This window comes from Roseomonas sp. WA12 (assembly GCF_054165765.1).
The window spans coordinates 30751-49088 of sequence record NZ_JBSTUI010000003.1 but is presented as its reverse complement, the minus strand read 5'-3'; the positions used below and the strand labels follow the sequence as shown (position 1 = coordinate 49088).

The window sequence follows — 18338 nt, the reverse complement described above, 5'->3', positions numbered from 1 at the left end:
GGTACCATCAGGATGCGTTCGCAGTCCTGGGCATTTTCGCAGTTGACCATCAGCCCATCGCGCAGGAACCGATCTCGAGGCTTGTGCTAGATCCCAACAATAGGGCGCCACCATCGCTGTTCCTCACCGGCGACCCCATGATCGTCATGACATCGCCCGGTGAGTTTTTGTATCTTAGCCTGCCTTCGGATCGCCAGTGTACGGGCTCCGTAGCGGTAAGGACGATCTTTGGGCTGCGGGTAGACTTTGTTGCATCGATCGGAGCGTTGGACGCCTCTCTCCCAATAGCCCTGACGATCAGATGGTGCGCACGTACTCCGGGCGACCCAGGTCCATCATGCGGTTCAGCACCGCGGACGTGATATCCACTTCGATCGCTTGGCGTCCATCTGTTTGCGAGCGCAGACCAACACCGATAACGCGTTTCCAGCGCGACACATCGGCCTCCACCAGGGCCCGCTAATTGTAGCCAAACGCTCCTTGCCAGCCCATGCGGCCGCGCTCGGCAATAGACTGCAGGTGGCGATCATGTGCCGTTGGATTAATCTCAGCTGACGCGCTTGGCATAGCGCTGGACCGCGGCGGCACGATGACCTCCGCCTCAGGGTGACGTGCCGCAACCTCGGCATGGACGTCGTCGCGGTCGTAAGCCCCATCAGCGGTGAAGGACGCGACGGGTCCGTCCACTCTCTCGAGCAGCGGGCCGACTTGCCCGCCGTCATCGGCATCGTGACCCGTCAAAACCGAAGCGACGATCCGCCCCGTGTCGGCGTCAGTGGAGAGGTGCAGTTTGCGCCATGACCGGCGTCGTCGTGTCACATGCTTCTCCATCAGCCACTCGCCCGGCCCGCAGAACTTCAATCCCGTGCTGTCCACCAGCAGGTGTACGAGCGCTTGCCCGCTCCCTGACCGCAACACCTCGAGCGTCTCCGCACGGCGGCTCAGGGTGGTGTGGTCCGGCACGGTCAGATCCAGCCCGAGCAGGGTGATGATCGAGCCGATCAGACCTTCGGTCTGGCGCAGCGCCAAGCGGAACACGGTCCGAAGTGTCAGGGCCGTGGTGATAGCCAACTCCGAATATCGCGCCTGCCCGTCCCGCGTGGACCGCGGTTCAGCCTGCCAAGCCGCACTCGCAGCGTCCGTGAACCAGATCGTCAAGCTGCCACGCGCACGCAGGGCAGCATCATACCCCGCCCAATTCACCGCACGGTGCCGCTGCTTCGAGATGTGCTAGCGGTGGCCGGCATTGATCTCGAACGGCAAGCTGGTCACCCCTGAATGACCAGGGCACGCCCCGCTTTCATCCTACCCCGGGCCGCTCTCCGACCTTATCCGTGCATCAAACTTTGTCGCCGCAACAACACGGCCAGCCTCGTAATAAGGTGCCGCCTAACGGCGGGCGCTCATTCGCCCTGCTCCAGTTCCGCCTCCAGCTGCCGCATTTCCTCTTCGATCCGCGCCCGCTCACGTCGCAAGCGCTCCAATCGTTCGCGTTTCTCAGTAATGGAGTCGGCGCCCCCTACCCTCTTCCGCCGCCACTCGATCAGTTCCGCCCGCTTCAGCTCAGGCCGGATTAGGCCTTCCTTCTCCGCAGCTTCCAGGATCGGCGGCTCCAGCGTCGAGAGCAGGTAGATCGTGGAGTAACTGCCAGGCAACCGCTCGACTGGAACTGGTCCACCCATAGCCCACCTAGCCGCTTCGCGGAGCTGGTACGCTGTGCGGCTTGAGAACGGCAGCTCCGCCTCCACGGCAGCGACGTACATTCCGTGCGGCAGCCTATCCTTGGCCTGGATCAGAAGACGGCCGATCTCGAGGAACGCACCCTGCGCGCGGCTCCACAGGCGGGAGATCTCGGAAACGTAATCCTCTGGCCTTTTCGGCTCCGAGCGGGCGGACTGAAGCGCTTGCACACGCGCGTCGCCCTCTATTAGGACCGGCAGAGGGGGCGCATCGAGCTTAAGCCGCCGCGACATGCTTCTTCCCCCGCTTCTCTTCGCGTCCCCACACCTTACCTCGGACAAAGCTCCACACGGCTTGCATCTCATCCGCTCCGGCATGACCAGGCACATCGACCAGCCCTAAGCCCTTAGCCCCTGCCCGAGCGTAGTCCGTTCGATCAGCTACCTCCACGGGGCAGAGTTCCCCCGCTTCGAGCAGGAATAGCTTCACCGCGTTGATGTTGACCCTCGGCTTTACGAAATTCAGGACGGCCACTGCTGGTCGGCGCTCCTCGCGCAAGTGCTTCAGGAACGGCGCGACGGATTCGGCGTCATCGAACGTGGCGCGGGTTGGCACCACGATTAGATCCGCTCTGGACAAAAGTGCTTGAAATGCTGTTGGTTGAGTTTCGATGGAGGGCGGAGTGTCAATGAAAAGTGCGTCATAGCCCTCCAATTCACCGTCATCGAGTAGCGCATCCGCTTCGGACCAGGCGACCTTGAAATGAGGGATAGGGGGCACGGTTTTGGGCCTACGACGGGACCAGATGGTCAGTGTGGCTTGCGGATCTAGATCGGCGGTGAGGGTCTTCAGGCCGCTACGAGCAGCAGCAGCGGCGAGGTTGCGGCAAAGGGTGGTCTTACCGACCCCCCCTTTCCCGGCCGAAAATAAGATGCGCTTCATGTCGCCCCCCGACGGTTGCTACGGCCAACCTCTAGCGGTCACATTGCCACCGACGCAACACCGCAAAAGACTGACCGGTTAAACCTCCCCATTCACCTTGTTGCATGGCTCGCGGTTGTGGGCGGACAACGCCCCACCCTGATCTGGGCTCATGCGAGGCGGACGTACTCCGGGCGTCCGAGATCGATCATGCGGTTTAGCACGCCAACGGCGATGGCCATCTCGGCTGCCTAACGTCGACTGGTCGGCGTGCATAGGCCGTCGCCTATGACGCGCTTCCATCGCGAGATGTCGGCCTACACTAGGGCGCGCCAGTTGTACCCTGGCGCCCGCCGCCAGCCCATGTGGCAGCGCTCGGTAACGGTCTGCATAGGTAGTTCCCGTTGCGTCGACGCGGTCTCGGCCGTACCGCTCTTCACCGGCTTGATCGAGGCGGGACGATGACGCTGGCCGCCGGATACCGCGCAGTGACCCCGGCGTAGAGGTCGTCCCGGTCATACGCTCCATCGCCGGTGAAGTACGCTACCGGCCCGTCGACCTGGTCGAGCAAAGGCCGGACCCGCGAGCCATCATAGGTATCCTTGTCGGTCAGTGCCGACGCGACAATCCGCTTGGTGTCGGCATCGGTGGCGAGATGAAGCTTGCGCCACTCGCGCCGCGTCCTCGTGCCTTGCTTTTCCACAGGCCACTCGCCCGGGCCGCAGAGCTTCAGTCCCATGCTGCCCACCAGCAGGTGCACGGGCTCGCGCCTCGGGAGAGGACGCTGCACCTCCACCGTCTCGGCCCGTTGGCTTATGGTGCTGTGATCGGGTACGGCGAGGTCGAGCCGGAGCAGGCCGATGATGGAGGCGATGAGGCTTTCCGTCTGCCGCAGCGCCGGGCGAAACACCGCCCGCAGTGTCAGCGCCGTGGTGATTGCCAGGGCGGATTAGCGGGGCTGTCCACCACGGCGGGTGCGGGCTTTGCGCCCCACGCCTCGATGGCCTTTGCCGTAAACCACACAATGAGGCTGCCGCGGGCACGCAGACCAGCCTCGTAGGAGGGCAAGTTCGTCACCCGGTGCCGCTGCCTTGGGATACGCTGCCGGCAGTTGGCATTGGCCTTGAACGGCATGGCGGGCGAATCATTAGCCATTGATGAGCAGCCCTCACGCAAGCCTACCCGAGGATACCTAACCGGACGACCCATGCACCAAGGTCAGCGGACCCGCATTATGAATAGTTGCGCACTCTTTTGATCCCGTGCCCGAGGCGGGGCAGGAGTCGTCGGGCACCGATGCCAGCCCTGGACCGGAATGCCAGGCCGCTATTTGGCCGGGGGTGCGCGCCGTCGCGTGTTGCGCTCCTCGCGGCGGGCATTCAGGGCCTTCCACTCGTTGCGGATCCGGTCGCCCATGCCCGGAACTGAGGGAGCACCGCCAACCGCGTCCGGCGCTACGCTCAACACGCGCTTCACCTCTTCGTACAGCTGGCCCAGGCCTTAAGCGTCGTGGAGGTCGCGGCACTTGTTTCCACCGAAGCGTTCCTCAAACATCCGCGCCGTCAAACCCTTCCAGACAAGCGCTCCAGCTTTTCTGGTCTGGATCCCGCTCTTTTCTCTGTCCACCGCCCGCTTCAGGGTATCACCTCCCATGAACAGCCTGTTCGAGTTGCCTTAGACGGCCGGAAGCTAGCGGGCGTCCACGGACGCCCATGACCGGCATCGAGATGTGGAGCCGGTAGCTGCCTTGGGACGAGTGGTAGGCTGGGACGGTTTAATGGCGATAACCCGTAAGGATCTACGCCCGTCACCTCAGCACAGAGCCGTTTAAGTCTCTCGGTCAGGTCCGCCCGGGTGTTGATTACCCTGACCCGAGACTGAACCTTCTTAAGCAGCTCGTGGGCTTCTGCCGCCGGTCAGGCTGCCCGGTTTTCGATGGGCATTGAGGAGTCGTCGCGGAAGCGAGGGTGCATGTGCTCCGGATCGGGACGGTCTATGCCGTTGCTGACGTCGGAATGCCCTCTTGCATGGCCGGCTCGCAGGTCGCCCATGCCCACTCGGCGGTTGATGGAGCTCTTCATTTCCTCCGCCTTCTGCATTCCCCGCAGGGCCATTCTCGTCCACCCCATCTGCTGTGGCGTCGGGCATGTGGTCGGCGGCCGCTACTGCCTAGCGCAGGATCTCCCACGCACCAGGACGGACAGCGGCATTGCGGAGGCGCTCCGCGAGGAAGCGTGCCGCTTCCCTCAGGTCTTCCAGTCGGTCGGCCGAACAGGTCCGAGTCCTCTGGACTATCGTGGGTGGCATCAGCTCAGGTTGTCCGCGACGGGAAGGGATCGTTGATCACAGTCCAGGCAATGCAGTAGTGCGAAGGTCTTCGAGGAAACAGCGGCGCGGTGTGCGATCGCCTGGATCGGTGATTCGATCAATCAGGCCATGCCCTTGAACTCCGTGTCTTCCGGGAGCTCCCTGAGGGCTGTGGCGATCCGTCCGGCGTCCTCGATGAAGGCTTGCCAGAACTCTGGCGAGTATACCTGGGTCAGCCGGCCTTCCATCTGCTCCGCCATACTCTAGAGATGCCGGGCCCCGACCATAGCGGGGTGTGCCGCTTGATGGGCAAGGGTCAGCGCCTCTTCGAGGGATCTGGTCCGCGCTGATAGAACGGGATCGCCCCTGGGCCAGAAAGCTCAGAGAGGATGAAGCGTGGATTCGTAGTCTTCGGCCACTCGGGCCTACTCGAGATTAGGTCCTCCCCAGGAGGCCAACGCGACTGGCAACACGCCATTAGGTTCTCGCGGCGGAGTGAGGAGGCGGTTCACTGATTCATGCTCTCTCTGTTACGGACTGCTCTGCCAACGGCGGAGGGTATGATCCTGCTCATGGGCCAACCCGAATGAAGACCGCATCCATGGATGCGCCGTTTGCGCCACGCCACCATCGCGGACCGGGCGGAGGATGACCGCTGCCGCCACTGCGACACTTGGCCTGACCAGCGTCCGGCCTCTCTGGCGACTGCCTGATTCATCCCCTCCGCCTCTGCTCGCGCTGCTTGGTGCGGGTCTCCTATCGGTCCGAGGCCGAGGGGCCTTGATTTTGGAGAAGCAGGGCGATGCCGTCCTGCAGTTCTCCCAACGATCGCTACGGGCGGTCTCTTCCATACCGTAACTCGTGCACCCTCGATTCCCTCTTTTGGACCGGAACCGGCCTCCCAGCCCGCGCTCTTTCCCGAGCTTCTGCTTCATCGGCCATCGGCGCAGACGCCTGGAGGGTTGTCCACAGCCCCACGTCTTTAGAAAGTCTTTCGTAGTCTTTGATTCGTCAGTACGTGGATTTGCTTGGCAGATCAGGGACTTCCACGCGATTCGTGCTCCCACCTCTACGCCCTGTGCTCCCTCTCTTCCCGCTGGTGCTCCCTGGCCTACCGTTCGTGCTCCCTCTCCTACGTTCCACGGCCATTTATACACAGAATGCGACCCTTTCCGGCCGTTCAGGGCACCTTCCCGGCCATTCCTGAGCATTCATGCTCTCTCGATTCCAGCTTCCAGATACCCCTGAGGTCCGGCTTTGAAGGAGCAGAAAGCCGTTCGTGCTCCCTGGATTCCCAACTGTTGGAGGGGACTCCGAAGTCCGGCTAAACGGGATCCATGCTCCGGAAAGCCCAGACCGCCGAAGAAAAGGAAATTGCCCGCCTCCAGCGGTTCGAGAGGACCCATGCGAACCGGCGCGGCCGCCAGAACCCTGCCGTCCTGCCTGCCAAGCTGACCCGGACCTCGGCCTTTGCGCCGCGGAAGAAGGGCCTAGACCTGGACCACACCACCCGGATTTATGCGGTGAAGCCGCACAGTGTGGTGGAGGTCCACGGTCGCGAGCTGGGTAGCCAGCACCGGGACGCCCTCTACGCGCTGTTCAGGGTCAGGGCAGCCCGGTTCGAGCTGAGCAACCCGGAGTGGCGGGATGGTGCCGATTTCCGGGTGCCCAAGAACATCGTCATCTACGAGACGTCTACGACGTGGAGGGCGCTGCTGCAGGCGACGGGCCGGACAGCGCACGTCAACAATCTCGCTACGCTGCTCCGGTCGTTGGAGGAGATGCGGTCCGTGTCCTTTCGGATCTACCCCGGGACTTACGAGCAGTACGAAGCCGGGATCGCAAAAGGACGGCTCCCTGGCGCAGGTTTCTCCGACACGCTGATTAGTGAGATCTCGTGGTCCGGCGTCGATCTCGATAGTCGCCTGAGCATTCGCTACGGCAAGTGGGTGAGGGACATGTTCGAGAGCCGGACGCTCGTTTCTCTCGACGGTGACACATACTTCAAGCTCAAGAGCGACTACGCGAAGTCGATCTGGCCGTTCATCGACGGCAAGCCCAGCCACAGCTGGATCGACGATGTGGATATAGCGGCGCTATGCGGCGAGGATTACCTGAACGCTCCGATCAAGAGACGGGTCAAGTTCAGGGGCGAGATCCGCCAAGCCTTCGACGACCTTGTCCGCGCCGGTGGTCTGGCATCGTGGAGCTGCGACGCCATCGGCGCCGGGCGGGTGAAGACTTACAGGTACCGCTGGAACCACCAGCGCCTCCGCCAAGCCGAGCTGGATCTCCAGCTCGACGCCGGAGAGGCGCCCCAGGCGGGGTGACCGGGGCTTTGTGCTCCCTCGACTCCCGCTCGTGCTCCCTCGATTCCCGCTCGTGCTCCCTCCTTTCCGGAGGTCAGCGGGCCGGATAGTGATGGTCGATAGAACCGCCACGCCGAACTTCAAGGCGCAGGAGCTGCCGTCGTCCACGAGGCGGTGCCCCGGGGAGGTGGTCGATCAGCCGGGTGAGAAAGCCGGCGCCTCAGGTGCTCCTCCGCGGGTCGAGGCTTCACCGAAGCCTCGGTTAAGGTTTACAGCTCGCGCTCATTCAGGTCAGCCCCGGCCTTCTGGAGGCTCTCCTGCAGGTCGGAGTTCCAGCCGTATCGCGACTGGATCTAGTCCTCCTTCGCCTCCACCGCTCCAAAGCGGACTCTACGATGCGTGGACAATTGTGACGGCAGGGGAGGGCGGCATTCCGGTCCCGTGGCGCGGCTTGCTGTGCCAAGCTGGCTGCATGATCGACGCGGCCCTTTCCCGCTTCATTCGCCTCCGCTCCTTCCGGAACGTCGTCCGCGACACCGACCGCACTTTCCGCTTGACGCCCGGTGTAGATGTCCGGGCCGCGATGAAGCGCGCCGCCCAGGCTGCTGTTCAGAAGTTAGAGGGTTAGGCACTTCGCCTCTTCACTTTCGAGCGAACTACGGCAGGCGAGCGGATCGTCACCGTGCTGGACGGCCTCGCACGTCGCGGGATGGGAGGCCTGGACTACGCCGCCGCCCTGGTCGCGGCCCTCGACGGCGGGTTCGCCGTCCTGGCGGTCACCCCCAGCGAAGCCGGACGTGTGGAAGCGATCAGCTCCGGGGTCAGCAGGGCAGGGCGCTAGCCGGCCGGTCCCCCGCCGCACAACGGAAAGCCAGTGATTCCGACGCGATCAGCGTCTCTGGGCAGGCACTTGGGCATGATAAACATCTATTATCGTGCCGACGTTGGACTGCGGGGCGGATTGCCATGAGAGGGGCTCTCCTGGCACTCTGATCCTGGCCGGAACGGCGAGGGCGGCCGCGCTGAACCGGACGGCCGAAGAGGGCAGGGGGTGTGGGGGGATGACCGGGACAGGAACGCCGGGCCCAGTAAATGCGGAGCTTTCGCCGCGTCGGCCCCAGAGGTCCTGGCGTTGACGCCGCCTGACGAAACTGGCCGGGCACCGCTGCCCACTGCCGTGCGGCGGCTTGTCCAGCAGACACTCCCACCCGAGGCGCTGGCCATGCTCTCCGGCCCGGTCGGCGAAGCGGTGGCGCAGGCGGCCGGCTACGCGGGCCGGGCGCTCTCGGACAACACCAAGCGCGCCTATGAGAGCGACTGGCGTGCCTTCTGCGCCTGGTGCGAGGCGGGCGGCATCGCCCCCCTCCCGGCCGCTCCCGTTGTGGTCGCCGGCCACCTCGCGAGCCTGGCCAAGACGCTGGGCCGCAGCGGGCTACGCCGGCGCCTCGCCGCCATCGCCCACCAGCACCGTCAGGCCGGCCACCCCTGGGAGACCCGGCACCCGGCGATCGCAGCGACGATGCGCGGCATCCTCGCGACTCACGGCAAGGCGTCCCGCCCTGCCGCCGCCCTCACTTCAGTCGAGGTGAAGCGGTTGCTCGCGGCCTGCGGCACCGACGCGGCCGGCACCCGCGATCGCGCGCTGCTGCTGCTGGGCTTCGCCGGCGCGCTGCGGCGCTCCGAGCTGGTCGCGGTCGACCGAGAGCACCTGCGCTTCACGACCGAGGGGATGACCGTGTTCATCCCGCGTTCCAAGCGCGACCGGGAAGGGGAGGGGGCCACGATTGGCATCCCTCGAGGCCTGAACCCGCTCTCCTGCCCGGTGCGGGCCATGGAGGAGTGGCTCCGGCAGACGCGCACGGAGTGGGGGCCGGTGTTCCGTCGCCTCAGCGCTGGGGGCGCACTGGAAGACCGGCTGAGCCCGCAGGGGGTGTGGAAGATCCTGCGCCGTCGGGCGGAGATGGCTCGACTCACGGTGGATGAGACCGAGCGCCTCTCGCCGCACGGACTGAGGGCCGGGTTCATCACCGAGGCGTATCTGAAGGGCGCCCTCGACGAGCAGGTGATGCACCACGCGCGGCAGCGGAGCATTGCCACCACCCAGGGCTACCGCCGGCGCGCCAAGATCACCCAGGACAGCCCGGCACGGCTGCTCGACCTGTGAGGGAGGTTCGGCGGCTGGATCGGGACCTCGTCAGAGAGCGCGCTGGTCAGCGGTTCAGGACGCGGCGTCCATCCTCATACGCGGCCTCGGCACCCGCAAAGCCCTGCGGCGCGCGCGAGACCAGCGTCGACCCGCGCCAGATTGACCAGCGCCAGTTGTTCCGCCCTGCTCCCTCCTTGCTGACCTGGATCTCCAGCGTATCCAGAGGGTCCTTCGTGGGAGCGGGCGGCTTGAACAGCATCGTGGCTTCCTAGAAGCGCATGAGCGCGATGCCAAGCGATGAGAGCGCCACCGTCGCGCCGGAGCAGAGAGACCCCGCGTCGCCCCTCTGGCAGCCCACACCTGTGCCAGTGGACTGGTTGTGGAACGTCGTGACTGCCGGCGGGCCCTCGGAACGCGTGGAGGCGTTCCGCCAGGCCGCGGCCGGCTCAGGCGTGATCCCCTGGGCGCTGGACCTTGCCTCGCTGGAGGAGGAGTTCCTGCTGCCCATGGCCGGTCCCCAGGACGGGGTGCGCGCGATCAGCCTCTCCGGCGCCAAGATCCTCGCCCGGAGGCTGCGGGACGCCGCGGCCGCCAACCATCAGGCGGCGCTGGCCCGGCTGGCCATCGACCGGCGCTGTCCCTTTGACCTGCAACGGCTCCTCCCGGTGCCGTCACCCATCCTCGCCCTCGGGCCGGAAGAGGCCGTGAGTCGGGACTGGCTCCGCAGCCACTGGGGCGTGACCCGTCCGCTCCGGCACGTCGAGGCGCTGCCGAGCACGCTGGATGGGCGGAAGAGAAAGATGGGGCAACTGCGGATCGGGTTCTGGTCGGCCGACTGGTCGCCCTGGGCCGCGATCGTGCGCCTCCGCCGTGCATGGCCCGACCTCTCCGTAGAGCTGCAGCCGCACTACTCGGGTTCAGCACGGGGCGAGACGGTGGAGCAGGACAGCCGGGTACCCGCACGCGAGAGGGTCGGGCGGAAAGATGAGCCGCGAGTCGGGGCGCGCCGCGGTGGCTGAGCTCCCGGCCACCGCGGCGGCTGAGGTCTGGGAAGGGGAGGGGAGGGCAGCGCAGTCCCAGCTGACCCATGCCACGCCGCGGCTGAGCGTGGAGGGCTTCGAGGGGCCGCTCGACTTCCTGCTGGAGATGGTGCGGCGCCAGCGCGTCGACCTCGGGCGGCTCTCGATCCTGAGCCTGACCGATCAGCTGGTCGCCGCCATCGAGGACGGGGGAGGCCGGATCCCGCTGGAGCGGCGCGGGGACTGGCTGGTCATGGCGAGCCAGCTCCTCCTGCTCAAAGCCCAGCTGCTCGCGCCCACGAGCCCGGGGGAGGCCGAGGACGCGAGGGTCGCCGCCGCGCGCCGGCTCGAGCTCCTGGACGAACTCGCCCGCATGCGAGCCGGTGCCGACTGGCTTGCAGCGCGGCCACAGCTCGGGCGGGCGGTGTTCGGCAGGGGCCAGGGCACGCCACCCCAGGCCCGGCCGCAGGCGGAGCTGTATGTGGCCTTTCTGGAGGCGACGCTCGCCATGCTGGAGGGGAAGGAAGCGATTGGGGCCGAACCGGTGTCGATCTACAGGCCCAACCCGCCCGACCTCTGGCGTATCCCGGATGCACTCCGGCGCATCGCCGAGCTGCTCGGGCAGCACCCAACCGGATTAGCGCTGGAGCGCTGCATGCCACAGCTCCCGGCGCATGCACCTGACCGCGCAGTCCGTCTACGGACGGCGTATGCGAGCACCCTCGTCGCCGGGCTCGAACTGGCGCGAGATGGCTCGGTCTCCATCGAGCAGGTGAAGCCTTTCGGAGCGATTACAGTCATGTCCGCGAGTGCTGTCACCTGATCGAAGAGCTACAGTAAATGCTTGACCCTACCTGGCCTCATCCGCGATTCGGGGCGCTCCCTTGCTGAGCAATGCTCGCGTCGTTTTTCAATACGCCCCAATCGTCTCCTTACGGTCGTAGATCGTCCATCCCCTTCGATAGCACTGCGCATCTGTGCTGAGTGACCTCGTCGATTTCGATGGTGCAGTGACTTACTAGATTATCGGTCCTACCTCGCCCCAAAACGGACACCCATACTCCGGGGCATGGGAATGAAAACGAACCTGATCAGCACGGCTTAGATACGCGCCCAACCCGTTGGCTGCCGCCGTGTACGCCGGAAAAACACTCCATGACAGAACAGACCAGTAGCCGGTCACCAATCATGACAATGATCGGGCGACCCGGTTCACCGTGCCCACTATGAGACCATCACCCCGACCAAGTGTCTTTAGAGGCACTAAGATTAGCTCTTTTTTTAAAAAGAGGAAATTGGAGATTACAATGACCAATCGACCCGTCGACATCGTGCGACGTCTTCTCGAGAACAGAACGAATGACGAGATCGTACGAAAGTTAGTGACGGACGATGCGGTCTATATATCTCTTAACTTCGAGAACTCGGAGCTGAAAACGCTTCTGCCGTGGGTCGGAACCACACAGGGCCCCCGTGCGGCGGACGCTATAATCGACATGTTCAGCAGTGCTTCCTTTTACTGGGATGTCGAGGATTTTGTTATCACTGACATCTTCGGCGTCGGTGATCATGTCGCCGCATTTGGTAGACTTTCTTACCGGTCAGGTACACTGGGCAAGCTCGCTACATCGCCATTTGCCGTCCATGCGAAGGTAACCGACGGTCAAGTTTCTTACCTCCAGTTTTTTGAGGACACTTACGCAACAGCCTCCACCTTTCGTGCTCGAGGCTCGTGGTACGTCCATTCCGACCCAGAGGGAAAGGGCTTCGATTTCGGGACCTAAACCTCCGCACAGGTATACTGACATTGAGGGAGCGGATTTTATGTTTGGCGAAACTAGTCGAGGGCGAGCCAGGGTGGTGATCGTCGGCGCAGGCTTCGGCGGTTTGCGTGCTATAAAAGCCCTAAAAGGCTCGCACGTTGACATCACCTTGATTGACCAGCGTAATCACCACATCTTTCAGCCACTCCTATACCAAGTTGCAACGGCATCGTTAGCTCCATCCGACATCGCATGGCCGATACGATCGATGCTCCACGATCGCGAGGACGTCCGCACATTGCTTGGTACGGTGGAAGGCGTTGATGCCACTGCCCGCCAAGTCCGCCTGGCGGACGGCTCAAGCGTCGCCTATGACTTTCTGGTCTTAGCAACAGGGGCACGACACGGATACTTTGGTCATGATGACTGGGAGGTATCCGCTCCGGGCCTAAAGACGATCGAGGATGCGACCGCGATCCGTAGCCAGATACTACGGGCCTTTGAAGACGCAGAGAAGGAGCCCGACGCCGACCGGCGTATAGGACTCCTCACGTTCGTCGTCATCGGAGGAGGGCCGACCGGGGTCGAGCTTGCCGGCACAATTGCGGATCTTGCCCGAGAGACACTTCCGCGAGACTTCCGTCGGCTGGATACCCGAACGGCACGAGTGGTCCTGCTTGAAGCAGGGCCGAGACTTCTGAACGGCTATCCCGAAAGCTTATCCCACTACACGAAGCTTGCCCTGGAGGAACTTGGGGTGGAGGTCCGCCTCAATGCGGCGGTAAGCCAAATCCGCCAAGGAGTAATCTCGTCCGGCAGCGAACAACTTCATGCCAGTACCATAATCTGGGCCGCTGGAGTACGGGCCTCTCCTGCCGCTGAGTGGCTTAACGTTCCAGCTGATAAGAATGGTCGCGTCGTGGTGCAGCCCGATCTCAGTGTTCCGGGCTACCCCGAAATTTTCGCTATCGGCGACACGGCAGCTGTTATCAGATCAGATGGTACATTGGTGCCGGGCATAGCTCCCGCAGCCAAGCAGGAGGGAAATTTCGTAGCTAGCGTCATCCTGCGAAGAGCATCAGGGAACTACGAAGAAGTAGCATTTCGGTACAATCATGAAGGTAGTTTGGCTCAGATTGGCCGGTCCAAGGCGGTCATCGACTTTGGATGGGTGAGGCTGCGCGGGGCGATCGCTTGGTGGCTCTGGGGCATCGCACACATTTACTTCCTTGTAGGCGTGCGCTCCCGTCTTGGTGTGGCCATCAGTTGGTTGTGGATCTACTTCCGTGGTCAACGCGGCTCCCGCCTTATAACCGATCCAATTAACAGGCAGACCCAACTCAATCGCTCCCAACATTCCTAACGCTCTGTCAATTGGATTGTTCGAGCATCGAAGGTGATTCCAATCATGAGCACGCTCTCGATGCGGGTAGGTGCGCCGGTAAACGGCCGAACCCTGCCCAGCGCCGACGACGGTCGTCCTGCGCAGCTCGGGCGAGTGCTTTTCCACCTCGGCCTCGTTGTCGGCCAGGCTCGCCTCGACCTCCTCGAACGCAGACTACATCTGGTCCTCGGGCAGCTGCTCCGACCGCCAGGCAAAACGCATGTGCTGCAGCTTGTCCAGCAGGTGCCCCGCCGTCCGTTCACTGCCGCCGGTGTGTCGCGCTCGGCCAGGGTATAGCTACGTTCGCCTATAATGGCGTCGCGCTCGGCTAGTGCGCCGCCCCGCTCCACCCAGGCCCTTAGCCGGATCGCGTGCGGCGCCCCAGGAGACTTCGGCTGTGTCGGCGTATCGTCAGCAGCGGCGCGCATCGTGGCGCCGAAGGCACCCTTGGTCCGGGAACCCTTTTGACAAGAACATCGCTCTTCGAGCAACGGGTGCGGTATACCCGCCCGGAAGGTCAGCGCAGGCCGCCAGCACGATCTAGGTCTCAAAGTCGATCGAGCCGTCCCAGGTCATGCCGCGTACAGCTAGTTAAAGATTCACGCTGTCGTGGGTTCCGCTTCCTCGCCTTGCGCCAATCAGCAGCCTTGGGCTCTTCACGCGCCTCTCCAGCGTACCGAGCATCGCTATCAGTCGCCGGCAGTCCTGCTCGACTTTTCGTTCGAGGACGTTTGCAACGCCGAGGAGCAAGCCCGAGCGCGGCTGAGAAGCTGACGAAAACCAGGGCGATAAAGGCGCCGGCCCAAGTTCAACAGCTCCGGCGTCGAGCGCGATCTGCTGATCGTCGGAGCCGTCAGGCAGGAGCAGCATGACCGACAGGGCTGCCGGCACAGCTGTCTCGACGCCCAGCCTCACCAAGGTGTCCAGCAGGCACTGCCGCCGCTGCCCATAGAGCCGCCGCATCCGCCGTAGATGGCGCAGGTAATGGCCCTCGCGCAAGAATGTCGAGAGGGCAAGCTGGAGGGCGGCGTTGGGGGGGGCTCCCAACCACGTCGCCACGTCAATCAGGCGGCGGGCAAGCGGCAAGGGCGCCACGACGAAGCCGATGCCCACCATGGGCGCGATAGTCTTGCTGAAAGTTCCGACATGGATGACGCGATCGGCTCCATTGCCAGAGGCCAGAGCGTTTGGCGATCGGCCTGAAAGGTGCAATTCAGCAAGGTAATCATCCTCGACGATCCAGCCTCCGCAAGACGCCGCCCATTGCAGCAATTCTTGCCTGCGATGTTCGGCCAAGGCGACGCCGCTAGGGGCTTGTTGGCCCGGCGTGACGACCGCCAGCGCAGCATGCGCTGCCAGCTCGCGGCCTCGCTCAACGATCAGCCCGTCACGGTCCACCGGCACGGGAACCGAATGGACGCCCGCCAAGTCAAGGGCGTAGCGGGTGACGGGATAGCCGGGATCCTCAACCCACGCCTGTCTCCCCGTGGCTCCGATGGCCCTTAATGCGACCCCTAAGCCGCCCCGGAACCCGGTCGTTACGATGATCTGTTCAGGCGAGCATTCGATCCCGCGCGCTATGGCTACATGCGAGGCTATCGCTGACCTGAGTTCGGGGAGGCCGCGCGGATCGCCATAGCCGGTCCGCAACGATGTCGATTGTACCGCCTGTCGATGTAGTCGAACCCACAGCGTTGCCGGAAAGGCATCATGTGCAGGGACGCCCATCTGAAAAACGAGCGCCCGCGTCGAGCGGAAATGGAAGTCTTGTGGGAGCAGGCTTTCCACGTCCGCCGTGACCGGGATACTCGTTGCAGGCAGGTGCTCGGCGACACGGGTGCCTGCCGATCCGGCCGCAATCAGCAATCCCCGATCGATCAGCTTTTCATAGGCGGCGCGCACCGTGCCACGAGCGACGCCGAGCTGGCCGGCGAGATCGCGCCAGGATGGAAGACGCCCGCCCGATTGCAGCGAGCCCTCGGCTATCGCGACCTCGACATGGCGCGCGATCTGGTCGACGAGCGTGGTCGGGCTGACGCGTTCGAGCGTGAACTCAGGCTTCTCCCAAGGCGCGCCGGGCCGCATTGCCTATGCCTGCTGGCTGATGCGGAAGTCAGGCCGCCAACCTAACTCACTTAGCGCCTTGTCGACCGCTAGCGCCCCGCCAGGCTCTGCGATGTTGTAAGCGCCAGGCCGACCATGATCGACGGCAAGAAGCGCGGCAAAGGCCGCAGCTTCGACGTGCAGCGGTGCACCGCCACAGGGCTCAGTCGACCACGTTCCAGGGCCGTAAAGCTGCCCGTAGCGGAGGATCACGCCCTCGAATGCATCCCGATCCAGGATCGCGCTTTCGAGCGGGATAACACCTTCTGAGACCGTGACACCGCGTAGCCCTGTAGCCTGCACATCCAGCGGATCGGTTTCGACGAAGCAAGGATCCTTGGGTGCGTATGCCCAACCGATGCTCTGAGCGATGACCCGCTTCACGCCCGTCGCCATCGCCGCAGCGACCAGGTTGGCGGTCCCTTCTCGCCGAAGGCGAGCGTTGCCCCGCGTTCTTTCTTCGAGGACTGCGGGACCAACGTCACCCGATAAATCGGTGAGCTGGTGGATCAGAACGTCCGGCGAAGCCGCCCAGACAGCTTCCTCCAGGGCGCCAGCGTCGAACACATCAACGACTACCGCGTTAATGCCCATCGCTACTAGCTTGGCTTTGCCCTCAGGGCTTCGGCTCGTTCCGGTGACGGTGTAGCCGGCATCCCGAAGGCAAGGGACGAGCGATCGACCAATGACGCCAGAAGCGCCAGCCACGAATACTTTGGTTGTCATATCAACTCCGCAAATCTGCGGCGTACCGAACCTGCATCGTGTGCGTTCATTCGCCAGGCAAACAATGCGCGGCAGCGACGGGCACGGTGAGGTTCGGTTTTGCGCCTAGTGACTATACCAAGGCGGGCTGACGGCTCAGGCCGCCATGCTGTCGGGGACGACGCTAGTCATCGGGTTTGCAGCCGCGAGCGCCTTCTCCCGAACAGGCGGCGGTGCAGCGATAGCAACCGTGTTGATGAACACCTTGGATGCTTTCGCCTCAGCCCCGACCGACTGGACCTCCCGATCCCAACCGGACGTTACAACCGATCCCCACGGGCCCAGGTCGAGGCAGGTGACATATTGCTCCTGCCTGTACGGCAGCAGGCCGGAGCCGATCAGGTCCGCGGCGGCGTTGTGCCCGGCAAAGCGGCCAAGGTTGCAGGCGTGCTGACACGACATGAGCGCGTGGTTGCCAGCATCGTCGGTGGCCGCATATGCGGTGTCACCGGCGGCGAAAATCTCCGGAGCTTCCGGCAAGCGCAAATTGCGATCGACGTGAAGACGCCCGAGGCCGTCACGGTCGCCCGGTAGCAGCGCCGTGAGCTGGTTCGCTCGCATCCCGCCGGTCCAGAGGACTGCAAGGCTTTCGATACGCTCCCCATCCGTCGTGCGAACGCCGCCGGCGTCGATCTCCGTCACGGAGGTGCCGACTAGGCACTCGACGCCTTGCGATTGCAGCGCCTCGATAATCACGGGACGGGGCTTCGCGCCGAGTTCCGGTCCGATTGCCTTCGCCTGTTCGATAACCACCACACGCACCGGCGCGTCCTCGCCCAGGATCGAGCGCATCCGCGCCGGAAGCTCCGCCGCGATCTCGATGCCCGTGAAGCCGCCGCCGATGACGATGGCCGTGTTGCGCGCAGGGCTATCAGGCTGAGCCGCCAAGCTATGAAGATGTGTCTCGAACTGCGCCGCTTCGTCGAGCTGATCGATGCTGAATGCGTGCTCAGCCAAGCCCGGGATTCTCGGCTTGGCGAGGCGGCTGCCCGCCGCCAAGATCATTCGGTCATAGACAAGGGTTGCTGCCTTCCCTTGGTCATCGACGATGCTGACGTTCTTGGTGGCCGTGTCGATCGCTTCGACGGTTCCCGCCACGAACTTGACCCCGACCGCCTCGAAAAGCGGTCCCAGCGGGCTTACCATCGTCCGGGGATTGGCCTCGTAAAGCCGAGGGCGATAAACCAGCGACGCGCGGGGCGCGACGACCGTGACCTCGATTTCGTCCTTCCTGATGCCTTGCAGATCAATCAGTCGAACCGCCGACAGCGCGCTCCACATGCCGGCAAACCCGGCGCCCACGATCACGAGTCTCTGCATGCGAACTACTCCATGAAAAACGAATGGCAGGCTGCGACGCGCGCTACGCACCCTCTTCATCGGCAGGGGACGAGCGAGAGCGCATTCCGGAGACGCGCGCGTCTTCGCGCGCGAGTTGGCGGCCGGCGAACCACTCGCGGACCTCGCCGGCGAAACCTGGGGGCTGAATCTTAGTAACCAGCGGCCCCATCAGCGCGGCGAGGCTGGTCTTGGCCAGTTCGTCACGCATGACCTTCTCGGCCCGGATCATCACGGCATGAATACCGCAGACGCCCCTGGTGGACCACGCGGGCGGCTTGCCCTCAAACAGGACGCAGCGGCCCCTGATCTCCTGGCAATCGAACAGCTTTCTCGGACCCTCGACGGCATCCACCACGTCAAGGACGCTGATCTGCTCCGGAGAGCGCGCGAGCCGGTAACCGCCCCGGATCCCGCCGCTGGCTTCGACGATCCCGGCCTTCTCCAGCTTCGGGAAGATCTTTTTCAGGAATGCGGGCGGCACGCCCTGCATCTCAGCGAGATCACGGCTGCTCGGCGGCTGCTCAAGGGGAGCGGCGATCCAAGTCAAACAGTGCAAGGCGTACTCGACGCCAGTTCCCATGTAGGCCATAACGGAGACTA

The 18338-nt window shown here is 64.0% G+C and carries 16 protein-coding genes and 1 pseudogene; 7 read left to right on the top strand and 10 right to left on the bottom strand.

Going from position 1 to position 18338, the window contains the following annotated elements:
• Positions 1–297: 297 nt before the first annotated feature.
• From ACVBD7_RS26100 to ACVBD7_RS26080, 5 genes and pseudogenes are all read right to left on the bottom strand, one after another.
• Positions 298–1227, bottom strand: a pseudogene (locus ACVBD7_RS26100) (IS5 family transposase).
• Between the two features lie 176 nt (positions 1228–1403).
• On the bottom strand, positions 1404–1973 hold the full coding sequence (locus ACVBD7_RS26095) for a hypothetical protein (protein WP_458098434.1): 570 nt from the start codon (positions 1971–1973) through the stop codon (positions 1404–1406).
• Positions 1957–2622: a ParA family protein gene (locus tag ACVBD7_RS26090; protein WP_458098433.1), complete on the bottom strand. Its 666-nt coding sequence runs from the start codon at positions 2620–2622 to the stop codon at positions 1957–1959. The genes ACVBD7_RS26095 and ACVBD7_RS26090 overlap by 17 nt, the downstream gene beginning before the upstream one ends.
• Positions 2623–3037: 415 nt before the next feature.
• Positions 3038–3511, bottom strand: a complete 474-nt coding sequence (locus ACVBD7_RS26085; RefSeq protein WP_458098432.1) for a transposase — start codon at positions 3509–3511, stop codon at positions 3038–3040.
• A gap of 1519 nt (positions 3512–5030) precedes the next feature.
• Entirely contained in the window at positions 5031–5168 is a 138-nt protein-coding gene (locus ACVBD7_RS26080) for a hypothetical protein (protein ID WP_458098431.1), read from the bottom strand.
• Between the two features lie 1077 nt (positions 5169–6245).
• On the opposite strand from ACVBD7_RS26080, the gene ACVBD7_RS26075 reads away from it, so the two are divergent.
• Positions 6246–7238: a hypothetical protein gene (locus tag ACVBD7_RS26075; protein ID WP_458098430.1), complete on the top strand. Its 993-nt coding sequence runs from the start codon at positions 6246–6248 to the stop codon at positions 7236–7238.
• A gap of 1111 nt (positions 7239–8349) precedes the next feature.
• Positions 8350–9381 carry a tyrosine-type recombinase/integrase gene (locus ACVBD7_RS26070; RefSeq protein ID WP_458098429.1) on the top strand — a complete coding sequence of 344 codons (1032 nt, stop codon included), beginning with the start codon at positions 8350–8352 and terminating at the stop codon, positions 9379–9381.
• 46 nt (positions 9382–9427) lie between these two features.
• Here the strand turns inward: ACVBD7_RS26070 and ACVBD7_RS26065 are convergent, their stop codons facing one another.
• On the bottom strand, positions 9428–9622 hold the full coding sequence (locus ACVBD7_RS26065) for a hypothetical protein (protein ID WP_458098428.1): 195 nt from the start codon (positions 9620–9622) through the stop codon (positions 9428–9430).
• Between the two features lie 19 nt (positions 9623–9641).
• Between ACVBD7_RS26065 and ACVBD7_RS26060 the strand changes: the two genes are divergently transcribed.
• From ACVBD7_RS26060 to ACVBD7_RS26040, 5 genes are all read left to right on the top strand, one after another.
• On the top strand, positions 9642–10382 hold the full coding sequence (locus tag ACVBD7_RS26060) for a hypothetical protein (protein WP_458098427.1): 741 nt from the start codon (positions 9642–9644) through the stop codon (positions 10380–10382).
• On the top strand, positions 10348–11205 hold the full coding sequence (locus ACVBD7_RS26055; protein ID WP_458098426.1) for a segregation and condensation protein A: 858 nt from the start codon (positions 10348–10350) through the stop codon (positions 11203–11205). The genes ACVBD7_RS26060 and ACVBD7_RS26055 overlap by 35 nt, the downstream gene beginning before the upstream one ends.
• Before the next feature lie 484 nt (positions 11206–11689).
• A complete protein-coding gene (locus ACVBD7_RS26050) occupies positions 11690–12166 on the top strand; it encodes a nuclear transport factor 2 family protein (protein ID WP_458098425.1) in 477 nt (158 codons plus the stop codon).
• 40 nt (positions 12167–12206) lie between these two features.
• On the top strand, positions 12207–13508 hold the full coding sequence (locus ACVBD7_RS26045) for an NAD(P)/FAD-dependent oxidoreductase (protein WP_458098424.1): 1302 nt from the start codon (positions 12207–12209) through the stop codon (positions 13506–13508).
• A 45-nt stretch (positions 13509–13553) separates the two neighbouring features.
• Complete coding sequence (locus ACVBD7_RS26040; RefSeq protein ID WP_458098423.1) at positions 13554–13826, top strand: hypothetical protein; 273 nt, start codon at positions 13554–13556, stop codon at positions 13824–13826.
• A 294-nt stretch (positions 13827–14120) separates the two neighbouring features.
• Here the strand turns inward: ACVBD7_RS26040 and pdxR are convergent, their stop codons facing one another.
• The 4 genes from pdxR to ACVBD7_RS26020 all read right to left on the bottom strand — a co-directional run bounded on the left by pdxR (position 14121) and on the right by ACVBD7_RS26020 (position 18327).
• Positions 14121–15614 (bottom strand): MocR-like pyridoxine biosynthesis transcription factor PdxR, encoded by a 1494-nt coding sequence (gene pdxR, locus ACVBD7_RS26035; protein WP_458098422.1) that lies wholly within the window; start codon positions 15612–15614, stop codon positions 14121–14123.
• Between the two features lie 3 nt (positions 15615–15617).
• A complete protein-coding gene (locus tag ACVBD7_RS26030; RefSeq protein ID WP_458098421.1) occupies positions 15618–16358 on the bottom strand; it encodes an NAD-dependent epimerase/dehydratase family protein in 741 nt (246 codons plus the stop codon).
• A 135-nt stretch (positions 16359–16493) separates the two neighbouring features.
• Entirely contained in the window at positions 16494–17717 is a 1224-nt protein-coding gene (locus ACVBD7_RS26025) for an NAD(P)/FAD-dependent oxidoreductase (RefSeq protein WP_458098420.1), read from the bottom strand.
• Between the two features lie 43 nt (positions 17718–17760).
• Complete coding sequence (locus ACVBD7_RS26020) at positions 17761–18327, bottom strand: RrF2 family transcriptional regulator (protein WP_458098419.1); 567 nt, start codon at positions 18325–18327, stop codon at positions 17761–17763.
• Between the last annotated feature and the right edge of the window lie 11 nt (positions 18328–18338).